Source organism: Streptomyces griseorubiginosus (genome assembly GCF_036345115.1).
Classification (GTDB): Bacteria; Actinomycetota; Actinomycetes; order Streptomycetales; family Streptomycetaceae; genus Streptomyces; species Streptomyces griseorubiginosus_C.
The window spans coordinates 1,563,287-1,575,670 of the sequence record NZ_CP107766.1 but is presented as its reverse complement, the minus strand read 5'-3'; the positions used below and the strand labels follow the sequence as shown (position 1 = coordinate 1,575,670).

The 12,384-nt window shown below is 71.8% G+C and carries 12 protein-coding genes; 7 read left to right on the top strand and 5 right to left on the bottom strand.

Translation table 11 applies throughout. From position 1 onward, the window contains the following. Nucleotides 1-50: 50 nt before the first annotated feature. Nucleotides 51-848, bottom strand: coding sequence for a creatininase family protein (locus tag OHN19_RS07295; RefSeq protein ID WP_330263362.1), 798 nt, complete (start codon nucleotides 846-848; stop codon nucleotides 51-53). A gap of 38 nt (nucleotides 849-886) precedes the next feature. Here OHN19_RS07295 and ribA point away from each other — a divergent pair, with 38 nt between their 5' ends. From ribA to OHN19_RS07275, 4 genes are all read left to right on the top strand, one after another. Then, complete coding sequence (gene ribA, locus OHN19_RS07290; protein ID WP_123764162.1) at nucleotides 887-1,546, top strand: GTP cyclohydrolase II; 660 nt, start codon at nucleotides 887-889, stop codon at nucleotides 1,544-1,546. 161 nt (nucleotides 1,547-1,707) lie between these two features. After that, the gene (locus OHN19_RS07285; RefSeq protein WP_330263361.1) at nucleotides 1,708-2,841 is read left to right on the top strand and encodes an FAD-binding oxidoreductase; all 1,134 of its coding nucleotides are present in this window, start codon (nucleotides 1,708-1,710) and stop codon (nucleotides 2,839-2,841) included. Next, on the top strand, nucleotides 2,838-3,902 hold the full coding sequence (locus tag OHN19_RS07280; RefSeq protein ID WP_330263360.1) for a saccharopine dehydrogenase: 1,065 nt from the start codon (nucleotides 2,838-2,840) through the stop codon (nucleotides 3,900-3,902). The genes OHN19_RS07285 and OHN19_RS07280 overlap by 4 nt, the downstream gene beginning before the upstream one ends. After that, nucleotides 3,895-5,067, top strand: coding sequence for a saccharopine dehydrogenase family protein (locus OHN19_RS07275; protein WP_330263359.1), 1,173 nt, complete (start codon nucleotides 3,895-3,897; stop codon nucleotides 5,065-5,067). Before OHN19_RS07280 ends, OHN19_RS07275 begins: the two co-directional genes overlap by 8 nt. Before the next feature lie 13 nt (nucleotides 5,068-5,080). Here the strand turns inward: OHN19_RS07275 and OHN19_RS07270 are convergent, their stop codons facing one another. After that, entirely contained in the window at nucleotides 5,081-6,316 is a 1,236-nt protein-coding gene (locus OHN19_RS07270; RefSeq protein WP_330263358.1) for a serine hydrolase domain-containing protein, read from the bottom strand. 156 nt (nucleotides 6,317-6,472) lie between these two features. Between OHN19_RS07270 and OHN19_RS07265 the strand changes: the two genes are divergently transcribed. Continuing rightward, nucleotides 6,473-6,922 (top strand): PPOX class F420-dependent oxidoreductase, encoded by a 450-nt coding sequence (locus OHN19_RS07265; RefSeq protein ID WP_330263357.1) that lies wholly within the window; start codon nucleotides 6,473-6,475, stop codon nucleotides 6,920-6,922. Nucleotides 6,923-7,222: 300 nt separating this feature from the next. After that, nucleotides 7,223-7,633 carry a VOC family protein gene (locus tag OHN19_RS07260; RefSeq protein WP_330263356.1) on the top strand — a complete coding sequence of 137 codons (411 nt, stop codon included), beginning with the start codon at nucleotides 7,223-7,225 and terminating at the stop codon, nucleotides 7,631-7,633. 58 nt (nucleotides 7,634-7,691) lie between these two features. Here OHN19_RS07260 and OHN19_RS07255 read toward each other — a convergent pair whose 3' ends face one another. Then, a complete protein-coding gene (locus OHN19_RS07255; protein WP_330263355.1) occupies nucleotides 7,692-9,032 on the bottom strand; it encodes an MFS transporter in 1,341 nt (446 codons plus the stop codon). A gap of 126 nt (nucleotides 9,033-9,158) precedes the next feature. After that, entirely contained in the window at nucleotides 9,159-9,824 is a 666-nt protein-coding gene (locus OHN19_RS07250) for a TetR/AcrR family transcriptional regulator (RefSeq protein WP_330263354.1), read from the bottom strand. 142 nt (nucleotides 9,825-9,966) lie between these two features. On the opposite strand from OHN19_RS07250, the gene OHN19_RS07245 reads away from it, so the two are divergent. Next, entirely contained in the window at nucleotides 9,967-10,842 is an 876-nt protein-coding gene (locus OHN19_RS07245) for a shikimate dehydrogenase (protein ID WP_330263353.1), read from the top strand. A 7-nt stretch (nucleotides 10,843-10,849) separates the two neighbouring features. Here OHN19_RS07245 and OHN19_RS07240 read toward each other — a convergent pair whose 3' ends face one another. After that, on the bottom strand, nucleotides 10,850-12,313 hold the full coding sequence (locus OHN19_RS07240) for a membrane-associated oxidoreductase (RefSeq protein ID WP_330263352.1): 1,464 nt from the start codon (nucleotides 12,311-12,313) through the stop codon (nucleotides 10,850-10,852). Between the last annotated feature and the right edge of the window lie 71 nt (nucleotides 12,314-12,384).

Here is a 12,384-nt window from a genome sequence, read left to right as displayed (position 1 = left end):
GCCGTCCTGGTCGTCCGCTGGTACCAGGGACTGCGGCGCCCGGCGACGTCCTACTCCGCGCCGGAGTCGGCACCGGTGGCGGATTCGGTCCCGGTGCCGGATTCGGTCAGCATCGAGAAATACGTTCCGAAGGAAGCCGCGAGGCTCTCCAGCAACGCTTTCCCTTTTTCCGCGGAGCCCAGCGAAGGGCGCCCGATGACACCGGAATCGGTGTAACCGGACATACCGAGGGTGAGGAGATGACGACGGTCGTCCGCGACGAAATCGGAGGTCTCGTAACCGGGGCGGAGGGATTCCGGGTGCGCGTGCAGAAGAATGGAGGTCTCGATTTCTCCCGCGTGCATGTCGGTGAGCAGCGAGGTGACCACTCCCGCGTCCAGCCGGGCCGCCTCCCAGTCCTCCGCGGCCGGGAACAGCGCCGTCCGCTCCCCGCGGGCGGACGCCTCCTGGACGACGTTGCCCAGCACGTAGTTGCCGCCGTGTCCGTTGACCACCACCAGGGCCTCGACGCCCGAGCGGCGCAGCGAGTCCGCGATGTCCCGTACCACCGCGTGAAGGGTGACGGAGGAGATGCTGACGGTCCCCGGCCAGGCCGCGTGCTCGTGCGAGCAGGAGATCGTCACCGGGGGGAGGAGGTGCACCGGGTACGCCGCGGCGATCTCCCGCGCGACGGCACACGCGACGAGCGTGTCGGTCGCGAGCGGCAGGTACGCACCGTGCTGTTCGAAGCTTCCGACCGGAAGGACGGCGACCTGTGTTGAGACGCCCGCCCCCCGCGTCCGTACGTCTTCCGTAGTGTCCGTCGGCAACAGACCGTACGCCGCCGACCGTATTTCCGAACCACTCATCTTTTCTCGGCCTTTCGTCTCTGCTTAGGAACCAGATCATGACAGACAAAGTTGGCGTACTCGGCAAGAAGGCCCCTCAGCGTACGGGTGTGGAGCGCGTGGTGAATGCCCCGCTGCCCACCGTGTACGGGAAATTCCAGGCGGTCGGCTATCTCGATCACGACCGCGGTGACGAACAAGTCGCCCTGGTGCACGGTGACATCGGCTCGGACGACGTACTCGTCCGGCTGCATTCCGAATGCCTGACCGGTGACGCGTTCGGTTCCCAGCACTGCGAGTGCGGCGACCAGCTCGACGCCGCGCTGCGGGCCGTGGTCAAGGCGGGCAGCGGGATCGTCGTCTACCTGCGCGGCCACGAGGGCCGGGGGATAGGCCTGCTCGCCAAGTTGCGCGCGATGGCGCTCCAGGCGGAGGGCCTGGACACCGTGGAGGCGAACCTCGCGCTCGGCCTGCCCGTGGACTCCCGCGACTACGGCGTCGCCGCCGGGATCTTCCACGACCTGGGCGTGAACTCGGTGCGGCTGATGTCCAACAACCCGCGCAAGCGCGAGGCCCTGGAGCGGCACGGCATCGAGGTCACCGAGACGGTGCCGCTGCTGATCACCCCGTGCGAGAGCAACATCACCTATCTGCGCACCAAGCGGGAGCGCCTCGACCACGTCCTGCCCCATCTGGACGCGGTGGCCCACCTGTCCTGATCGCCGGGCGGATTCCGGCGCGGGAAATCCGGACAGGAAGAGGGAATGACCGACGACGTCCTCTTCCTCTCCGGAGAGCAGGTCACCCGCCTGCTCGACGTGGACACGCCCATCGCCTCGCGGCGCGCGGCCTCCACCGCGCTCGGGCGAGGGGGGCACGCATGACCCCGGTCGTGATCGGCGGCGGGGTCATGGGCACGAGCATCGCCCGCCACCTGGCCCGGGCCGGCGTACCGGACGTGGTCCTCGTCGAGCGGGACGAACTCGCCTCCGGCTCCACCTCGAAGGCGGCGGGCGGGGTGCGGGCGCAGTTCTCCGACGAGCTCAACATCCAGCTCGGGGCACGCAGCCTGGAGGCGTTCGCGCGGTTCGAGGAGGAGACCGGGCAGGACATCGGACTGCACCGGGTCGGCTACCTCTTCCTGCTGTCGACACCGGAACAGGTCGCCTCCTTCGAGGCGGGCGTGCGGCTCCAGAACTCCCTCGGCGTCCCGAGCCGCATGATCGACCCGGCCGAGGCCCAGCGGCTCTCCCCGCTCATCACCACGGACGGCCTGCTCGCCGCCGCCTTCTCGCCCGCCGACGGCCACTGCACCCCCGAGTCGGTGGTGTACGGCTACGCCGCCGACGCCCGCCGCCACGGCGCGACGATCCTGCGGCACACCGAGGTCACCGGCATCGAGCTGCACGGCGACGCCGTCACGGCCGTGATCACCACCAAGGGCCGGATCGCCACCGACACGGTGATCTGCGCAGCCGGAGCCTGGTCGCGGGCCGTCGGCGCGATGGCGGGCGTCGACCTGCCGGTGGAGCCGCTGCGCCGGCAGATCGCGGTCACCGAACCGGTCCAGGGCCTGCCGCCCGACCTGCCCATGACGATCGACTTCACCAGCAGCCTCTACTTCCACGGCGAGGGCCCCGGCCTCCTCCTCGGCATGTCCGACCCCGACGAGAGACCCGGCTTCGACACCGCGACCCACGCCCGCTGGATCCCCCGTCTGGCCGAGGCCATGGCCTACCGCGCCCCCGCCCTCCTCGACCTGCGCCGCACCGGCGGCTGGGCGGGCCTCTACGAGCTCACCCCCGACCACAACGCCCTGATCGGCGAAGCGACTTCGGTCTCCCGCTTCCTGTACGCGACCGGCTTCTCCGGCCACGGATTCCTCCAGGGACCGGCCGTCGGCGAGGTCGTCCGCGAGCTGTACCTGGGCCGCGTACCCTTCGTGGACATCAGCCCGCTCAGCGCCGGCCGGTTCGCGGCCGACGCCCCGCGCCCGGAGGCCAACCGCGTATGACCGAGCTCCATCTGTGGCTGCGCCACGAGGTCCGCTCCACCGAGCGACGCACGCCCCTCGTACCGTCCGACGCCCGGCGCCTCGTCGACGCCGGAGTGACGCTGACCGTCGAGGAGTCCCCGCAGCGGATCTTCCCGATCGAGCAGTACGAGGCGGCCGGCTGCTCGGTCGCACCCACGGGTTCGTGGAGTTCGCGGGCCCCGCGGGACGCCGTGGTCGTGGGTCTCAAGGAGCTCCCCGACGAGCCCGCCACCCTGCCGCACCGGCACATCTTCTTCGGGCACGCCTACAAGCAGCAGCCCGGCGCCGCGGAACTGCTGCGCAGGTTCGCCGCCGGGGGAGGGGCCCTGCTCGACCTGGAGTACCTCGTCGACGACCAGGGCCGCAGGCTCGCCGCGTTCGGCTACTGGGCCGGCTACCTGGGCGCCGCCCTGGCCGTCCTCCAGCACCGGGGCAGGCTCTCCGCCCCGCTCACGCCCACCTCGCACGAGGAGCTGGAGGAGTCCCTGCGGCCCGCCGCCGGGGACGAGGAGTTCACGGCCCTGGTGATCGGGGCCCTGGGCCGCAGCGGAAGGGGTGCCCGCGTCGCGCTCGGGGCCGCCGGGATCGAGCCGACCTGCTGGGACCTCGACGAGACCCGGAACCTGGACCGGCCCGCGCTGCTCGCCCACGACGTGCTGGTGAACTGCGTCCTCGCGACCAGTCCGATCCCGCCCTTCGTCCGCGAATCCGACCTGGACGACCCGGCCCGCCGGCTGCGCACCCTCTCCGACGTCACCTGCGACGTCGGCTCACCGCTGAACGTCCTGCCGGTCTACGACCGCGTCACCGAGTGGACCGAACCGGTCCGCCGACTGCACAAGGAGCCCCCGCTCGACCTCATCGCCATCGACAACCTGCCCTCCCTGCTCCCGGAGGAGTCCAGCACCGGCTTCTCCGGCTCGCTGCTGCCCCTGCTGCTGGAGTTCGGGACCGGTGGGCCGTGGGGGCGCTGTCTGGAGCGGTTCCGTCAGGCGTGCCGTGAACTCGGCATCACAGAAGGGGGATCCTCCCGTGGCTGACCTGGTTCCCGCGACCGGCACCGTGCACTGGATCGGCGCCGGGCTCTCCACCGGCAGCGGTCTGGCCGAACTGTGCGACAGCGCCGACCGCGTACTGCTGTGGCACCGCACCGAGGAACGGGCCGAAGAGGCCCTCGAAGCACTGGGACTCAACGGCCGGGCCGCGCCGCGCGCCTACACACCGGCCGCGCTGACCGCCGAACTGGCGCCCGGGGACGTCGTCGTGTCGATGCTGCCCGCGTCCGAGCACCCCGGCATCCTCGCCGCCTGTGTGCGCGAGCGGGCCCACTTCGCCTGCTCCAGCTATGTGTCCGACGCCCTCCTCGCACAGGTGCCGGAAGCCGAGAAGGCCGGAGTCGTCGTCCTCACCGAGGCCGGCCTCGACCCCGGGATCGACCACCTCTTCGCGCACAGCCTCGTCGCCAGGGCCCGCGCGGCGATCGGCGACACCACACCGGCGTCGTACACCCTCACCTCCTACTGCGGTGGAGTCCCCGCCGTCCCGAACGACTTCAGGTACCGCTTCAGCTGGGCCCCGCTCGGCGTCCTGAACGCCCTGCGCTCGCCCGCCCGTTACCTCGACGACGGCACCCCGACCACCGCCGAGCGGCCCTGGGAGGCGACCCGGCGCCATGTAGTGGACGGCGAGACCTTCGAGGTCTACCCCAACCGGGACAGCGTGCCCTTCGTCGAGCAGTACGGGCTGCCGGCCGCCTGGACCCCGCGGACCTTCGTACGCGGCACCCTGCGCCTCGACGGCTGGCTGCGCGCCTGGGAGCCGGTCTTCGAGGAGCTGCGGACCGGCGACGACGCCCGGATCGCCGCCCTGGCCCAGGAGTTGGCGGCCAGGTACCCGACCACGGACGCCGACCGCGACCGGGTCGTCCTCGTCGTCTCCCTCGACGTGCGCGCCCAGGACGGCCGCACCTGGTCCGGCGGCTACCTCCTCGACCTGGTGGGCGACGAGGAGGACAGCGCCATGGCCCGCTGTGTCTCCCGCACCCTCGCCCTGGGCATCGGGCACATCCTCGACGGCTCCCTCCCGGCGGGCCTGCACCGCGCCGCCGAGACCGCCGACCGCTCGGAACAGTGGCTGGGCGAACTGTCCCGGGCGGGCGTGCACTTCACCCTGCGGGTGGACCGGGAGTCCCAGGCCCTGTCGTGAGATTCCCGCCTGCCTATCGGGCCTCTGCGACGACCGCCTCGTCGACCAGGCGCTTGAGGTCCGGGAAGACCTTCAGCGTCCTCGGCCGGACCTGGGTGTAGAACTGCACGCTCAGATCGCGGACCGGGTCGACCCAGAAGGTCGTGGACGCGGCCCCGCTCCAGCCGAACGTGCCCAGGCCCGCGGGGGCCAGGGTGCGGGCGGGGTCGATCACCACGGAGACGCCGAGGCCGAAGCCGACGCCGTCGTTGCCGGGCTCGTCGTGGGCGGGCTTCGTGCCGAACGCGCGCAGGTCGGCGCCGCCCGGCAGGTGGTTCGACGTCATCAGGTCGACCGTCTCGGCGGACAGCAGCCGGGTGCCGTCCAGTTCGCCCCGGCGGCGCAGCATCTCGGCGAAGCGGTGGACGTCGTACGCGGAGGCCGCCAGGCCGCCACTGCCGGACAGCAGCCGGGGCCGGCCCCTGAGCGGCAGCCCGGGGACCGGCTCGATCGTGCCGTCCTCCTTCTCGCCGTACAACTCGCTGAGCCTGTGCGCCTGTCGGTCGCTCACCCAGAAGCCCGCGTCGGTCATCCCGAGGGGGCCGAAGACGCGCTCGGCGAAGAAGGTGTCGAGCGAGGTGCCGGACACGATCTCGATGACCCGGCCCAGCACGTTGGAGGCGACCGAGTAGTTCCACTGCGTGCCCGGCTCGAACTGGAGGGGCAGGCTCGCGTACACGGAGACCGTCTCGGCGAGGGTCGAGCCCGGCAGCACGGACGACTCCAGGCCGGCCTCGCGGTAGAGCGCGTCGACCGGGTGGGAGTGGTAGAAGGCGAAGGTCAGGCCCGCGGTGTGGGTCATCAGGTGCCGGACCCGTATCGGACCCTCGGCCGGGCGGGTCGTGAGGGTGTCGCCGGCCCCGTCCACGTACACGCGCGGTTCGGCGAACTCGGGGAGGTACGCGGCGACCGGGTCGTCCAGCGACAGCCGCCCCTCCTCCACCAGCAGCAGGGCCGCGACCGCGGTGACCGGCTTGGTCATCGAGTAGATCCGCCACAGCGTGTCGGTCTCCACGGGCAGCCCGGCCGCGAGGTCGCGCCGGCCGTGCGTGGTGAGGTGGGCGACGCGGCCGCCGCGGGAGACGCACAGCAGGAAGCCGGGCATCCGGCCCTCGTCGACGTAGTGCGCCAAGTGCTGGTCGAGGCGGTCGAGGACCTTCCCGTCCATCCCCACCTCACCGGGATCGACCTCTTGCCGCAGCTGTGCCATCGCTCTCCTCCGTACGTCCGTCGAGGCGCGGACCGGTCCACCCGGCCCGGACCACCTCAGACATCATCGTCGCTCAGGAAACCGCGACCGGCTGCGGGTCGGTCGGGACCGGTTGCCGCGGGAATGCGGGGCGCGGGCGGGGCCGTTGATCGTGGCATGACTCAGGACGCGACCCAGGACGCACTGCTCCGGCTGCTCTCGGAAGGCCACGGCGGGGTGCTGACCACGCTCAAGCGCGACGGCCGCCCCCAGCTGTCGAACGTCACCCACGTCTACTACCCCGAGGAGCGGATCATCCGGATCTCCCTCACGGACGACCGCGCCAAGACCCGCAACCTCCGCCGGGACCCCCGCGCCTCGTACCACGTGACCACGCGGGACCGCTGGGCCTACACGGTCGCCGAGGGCACCGCCGACCTCACCCCGGTGGCGAAGGACCCCCACGACGACACGGTCGAGGAACTGGTCCGCCTGTACCGCGACGTCCAGGGCGAACACCCGGACTGGGACGACTACCGGGCAGCGATGGTCCGCGACCGGCGACTGGTCCTGCGCCTGCGGGTGGAGCGGGCGTACGGGATCCCCGCCCAGGACAAGAAGGGCTGAGCCCGAAGGGCCGCGCCCGGCGGCGCGGGGTCCGCGTGCCCCGGCCGCCCCTGAATCCGGCCGGAGCACGCGGTGGTACGACGCCAGGGCCGTCGCCCCCTCGCGCGTCGTACCGTGCCCGCGAGGCTGTTCTTTTCTGCTTGTTTCGGCCGATTTTCTTGCTCGAAATGTCACCTGTCAACGGGGTCTCGATACCGCGAGAGGTCCTACGTCCCGAGGCGCAGGGCGGACGGCCGATGTGCCGGAGATCATCGGCTGCCTACGCTGACCGGCACACCGACACCGGACGAAGAGGTCACCATGCCCGTGAACGGCCGCAGCCACATCCGCATCGCCCGCCCTTCCCGGGACCTGGCCGCCGCCGAGCGGTTCTGGGTCGAGGGCCTCGGCCTCGGTGTCGTATGGCGTGCCGAGGGCGGCCCGGAACCCGGCGAGCACGATCTGCTGATGCTCGGCTGGCCGGACGCCGGCTGGCACCTGGAACTCGTCCATGAACAGGGCAGCCCCGTCGAACCCCGTCCCACCGAGGAGGACCTCCTGGTGGTCTACGTCGACGGCCCGGTCCCGGACGACCTGGTCGCCCGCCTGGAGGCGCACGGCGGCAAGCGGGTCCCCTCGCCGAACCCGTACTGGAACGAGTGGGGCGTCACGGTCGAGGACCCGGACGGGTACCGCCTGGTGCTGTGCACCCGGGGGTGGAGCAACACGTGAGGGCCCCCGGTCCCGCCAGGGGATCCGGGGGCCCGGGGGCTCGGAAGGTCGCGGTGGCTCAGGCCGTCACCGTCTCCGGGCGGGCGGCCTCCCCGGTGGTGCGGGTGCCGAGGTCCTCCGTGGCGACCTTGTGGGTCTCGCGGGCGGTCAGGGCGGCGATCACCGGCGGGACGCACAGGGCCGCCGTGAACAGCGCGACCGACGACCAGTCCGTACCGTCGGGCCCCGCGATCCGCGCCGCGAAGGTCACCGCGAAGCCGGCCACGGCGAAGCCGATCTGCGTGCCGATCGCCATGCCGGACAGCCGGACCCGGGTGGAGAACATCTCGCCGTAGAAGGCCGGCCACACCCCGTTCGCCGCGCTGTAGACGACGCCGAAGGCGACGATGCCGAGCAGCAGCGTCAGCGGGTAGTTGCCCGTGGAGATCGCCCACAGGTACAGGAACATCGTCACCGCGCTGCCCACCGCGCCGATCAGGAAGACCGGGCGCCGGCCGACGCGGTCCGACAGGGTGGCCCACAGCGGGATCGCGGCGAGCGCGACGAGGTTGGCGAGCGCGCCCACCCACAGCATCGAGGAACGGCTCATCCCGACCGCGTCGCTCGTCGCGTACGCCAGCGCCCACACCGTGAAGATCGTCGACACCGAGGCGATGACCGCGCCGCCGATCACCCGCAGTACGTCCGCCCAGTGCTCCCGCAGCAGCACCGCCAGCGGCAGCTTCACGACGCCCTCGGAGGCGGCCTGCTGCTCGAAGGCCGGTGTCTCGTCCAGCTTGCGGCGGATCACGAAGCCGACCACGGCGACCGCGACGCTCAGCCAGAACGGCACCCGCCAGCCCCAGGACAGCAGTTGGTCCTCGGGCAGCGCGGCGACCGGCAGGAAGACCAGCGTGGCGAGCAGCTGCCCGCCCTGGGTGCCGCTGAGCGTGAAGCTGGTGAAGAAGCCCCGCCGGTGCGGCGGCGCGTGCTCCAGGCTCATGGAGTTGGCGCTGGCCTGCTCGCCGGCCGCCGAGATGCCCTGGAGGACCCGGCACAGCACCAGCAGGACCGGGGCCAGGGTGCCGACCTGGTGGCGGGTCGGCAGACATCCGATGAGGAAGGTCGACAGGCCCATCAGGATCAGCGTGAAGACCATGATCTTCTTACGGCCGACCCGGTCGCCGAAGTGCCCCATGAAGAGCGCGCCGACCGGCCGGGCCGCGTAGGCGACACCGAACGTGGCCAGCGACAGCAGGGTCGCGGTGGCCGGATCGGACTCGTCGAAGAACACCTTCGGGAAGATCAGGGCGGCGGCGCTGCCGTAGATGAAGAAGTCGTAGTACTCCAGGGCGCTGCCGATCCAGGCGGCGGTGGCGGCCTTTTTCGGTTGCCCGACGGCTTCGGCGGGGACGGACACGGCGGTGCTCCTTCGGGGGGACTCCGGGAGCTATCCAGTTAATTAACCCACTGGATAGTTAATGAGCGGTTGCCAGGGATCGTGCGCCCGCGGGTCCTGGGTGTCAAGGGGTCGGGCCGCGCGACCTCAGTCGGTGGCGCGCTCCGCGGTCAGATACGCGATCACCATGTCGCCGAGCATGGCCCGGTAGTGCTCGCGCTGCTCGGGGGCGACCAGGTCGCGGCCGAACAGCGCCCCGAAGGTGTGCCGGTTGGCCACCCGGAAGAAGCAGAACGAGCTGATCATCGCGTGCAGGTCGACCGCGTCCACCTCGGCCGTGAACAGGCCGGACTCCCGCCCCGAGGCAAGGATGCGGCGGATCACGTCGAGCGCGGGGGAGCCGATCCTGCCGAGCTTCTCCGAGGCGGCGATGTGTTCGGCGCCGTGGATGTTCTCGATGCTGACGAGCCGGATGAAGTCGGGGTGCTGCTCGTGGTGGTCGAAGGTCACCTCGGCGAGGCGCCGGATCGCCGCGACCGGGTCCAGGTGCTCGACGTCCAGCTCCTGCTCGGCCTCGCGGATCACGGAGTACGCCCGCTCCAGCACGGCCGTGAACAGCTGTTCCTTGCCGCCGAAGTAGTAGTAGATCATCCGCTTGGTGGTGCGGGTGCGGGCGGCGATCTCGTCGACCCGGGCTCCGTCGTAGCCGGCCCGGGCGAACTCCTGCGTCGCCACGTCCAGGATCTCGGCCTGGGTGCGGGCGGCGTCGCGGATCCGCCCGTTGGGTCGTGCCGGTTCGTCGACGCTGGTCATCGGGTTCCTTCGGGAGTACGGCCGGTGCCGCAGATTCTAGAAGGCGCGGCCGGGCTCTTCCCCGGCGGCGGTCCGGCTGATATAGCTAACGTACTGGTTCGTACATTAGCGGCCCATACATTGATCGCTCAGGAGGTCTCGCGTGGCCAAGGACTCGTTTCTCGTCGGACTGATCGGCGCGGGCATCGGACCCTCGCTGAGCCCGGCGCTGCACGAGCGGGAGGCGGACCGGCAGGGCCTGCGCTATGTGTACCGGCTCATCGACATCGACGTCCTCGGCGCGCGTCCCGAGGCGGTCGGCGACCTGGTGCGGGCCGCCCGCGACCTGGGCTTCGACGGCCTGAACATCACCCACCCGTGCAAGCAGCTGGTCCTCGGACACCTGGACGCGCTCGCCCCGCAGGCCGAGGCGCTCGGCGCGGTCAACACCGTGGTCTTCGAGAACGGCCGCGCGACCGGCCACAACACCGACGTCACCGGCTTCGCCGCGTCCTTCGCGCGCGGGCTGCCCGACGTGCCCCTGGAGCGGGTCGCGCAGCTGGGCGCCGGCGGGGCGGGCGCGGCGGTCGCGCACGCGACGCTCACCCTGGGCGCCGGGCGGGTCACCGTCGTGGACGCGCTCGCCGACCGGGCCGCCGATCTCGCGGCCGCCCTGAACCGGCACTTCGGCGAGGGGCGCGCGGCCGCGGCCGGCCCGGACCGGCTGCCGGGGCTGCTCGCCGAGGCCGACGGCGTCGTGCACGCCACGCCCACCGGCATGGCCGCCCACCCCGGCCTGCCCTTCCCGGCCGACCTGCTCCGCCCCGAACTCTGGGTCGCCGAGGTGGTCTACCGTCCGTTGGAGACCGAACTGCTGCGCACCGCCCGCGCGTTGGGCTGCGCCACCCTCGACGGTGGCGGCATGGCGGTCTTCCAGGCGGCGGACGCCTTCCGGCTGTTCACCGGCCGGGAACCGGACGCGGCGCGGATGCTGGCGGACATCGCCGAGCTGGCGGGCGTGGTCGGAGCTCCCAAGTGACCGGGGATCACTGACGGTTGACGGTCCGGGTGACACCCGCGAAGACCGTGGTGGCCAGGATCCAGCCCGCGATGACCAGGGCGTACGACAGCCACTGGAATCCCCCTCGCGGCGCGAAGGCGCTCTCCTGGCCGAAGGAGATCACCGGCAGCAGCAGGTCGAGGGTGTAGAAGAACGCGTTGAAGCGCGGGGCCTCGTCCGCCTTGAGCGGCGGGGGATGGTGGAAGCCGTAGGCGATCGAACCGATCGCGAGCAGGGAGACCAGCCAGACGCCGGCGCGCAGCGGGTGGAAGCCGTAGCCGACGGTGGCGTCCTGGACGTGGCCCCATACCCGGCCGTACCAGGGCAGGGTGGCCCGGCGCCGGCGCTGCTTGGCGAGCTGGACCTGCCGGGCCGCGTAGTCGTCGCCGATCCTGCGGTACGCGGCGGTCAACTGCTCGTAGGCGTGCGGGACATAGCCCTCGCGGTCCCGCTCCAGCATCGGCAGCCGGCGTGCGGGGGGTTCCTGCGGGGTGAGCGAGGTGTAGACGAGCCCGTTGAACTGCACCTCGTCCGGCACCGACTCCGGCTCCAGGAACAGCTCGTCGATCTGGGCGCGGCGCAGGGTGAGGGTGCCCTCCATGGCCGGGCCCTTGCGGATCCACAGCTCCCCGATGGTGCTGCTGCTCGCCCGCAGTGCCGCGTCGCCCGGGTTCGACAGGTGGGCGTACGACAGGTCGAGCCGGCCCGCGACCCGGGCGCCGCGCAGCCCGATCCAGCCGAAGGTCTGCACCCGCCGCAGGTGGAGGTCGCCCTCCACGCTCAGGGTCTGTGCGTCGAGCACGAGGTCGCCGGGGTGGCTGAGGCGGGCGTCGTTGAGGTTGACGGAACCGGCGACGGAAGCGCCGTTGAGCCGCACCTCGCCGTGGGCGCGCAGTCCTGGCGCCCACAGGTCGTCGCCGATGCTCATGTGGTTGAGCTGGAGCGCGGGCTCCCCGGCGCCGTCCGCGACGATCTCGACACGGTCCATGAACAGCGCCCCGGCGACCTGCGCCCCGCCGAGCCGCACCGGACCGTTGACCCGGCAGTCCGTCAGCCGCAGCACCGCCTCGACGTGCAGAGTGGCGGCGGTGAGGCCGGGCAGCACGGAGTTGCTGAGGTTCAGCTGACGCAGCCGGCAGCCGTACAGCAGCGGTACGTCGTCGAAGTGGCAGTGGCTCAGGCGCACCGCGTGGTCGACCGTCCCGTACTGGAGCGCGAGCACACCGGTGATCCGGGCGCCCGCCAGCTTCAGGGCGGGTATCTCCCCGTCCTCGTGCGGTCCGTTGAGCATCAGGGCCCGCAACACGGAGGCGCGCACGGTGCGTTCGGCACCCCACCCGGCACCGTCCGCCACGTCCTCGTCGTCCGCCGCCCGGAAGTCCACGGCCTCGCCCCGCGGATAGGCGTGCCAGACCCGCAGTTCGGCCGGTGTCAGGTTGTTGATCTCCATCAGCGGTGACTCTCCAACGCACGCGCCACGCTGTCAACAGGCACCGGGGACGACGACGGCCCGGGAGCCTG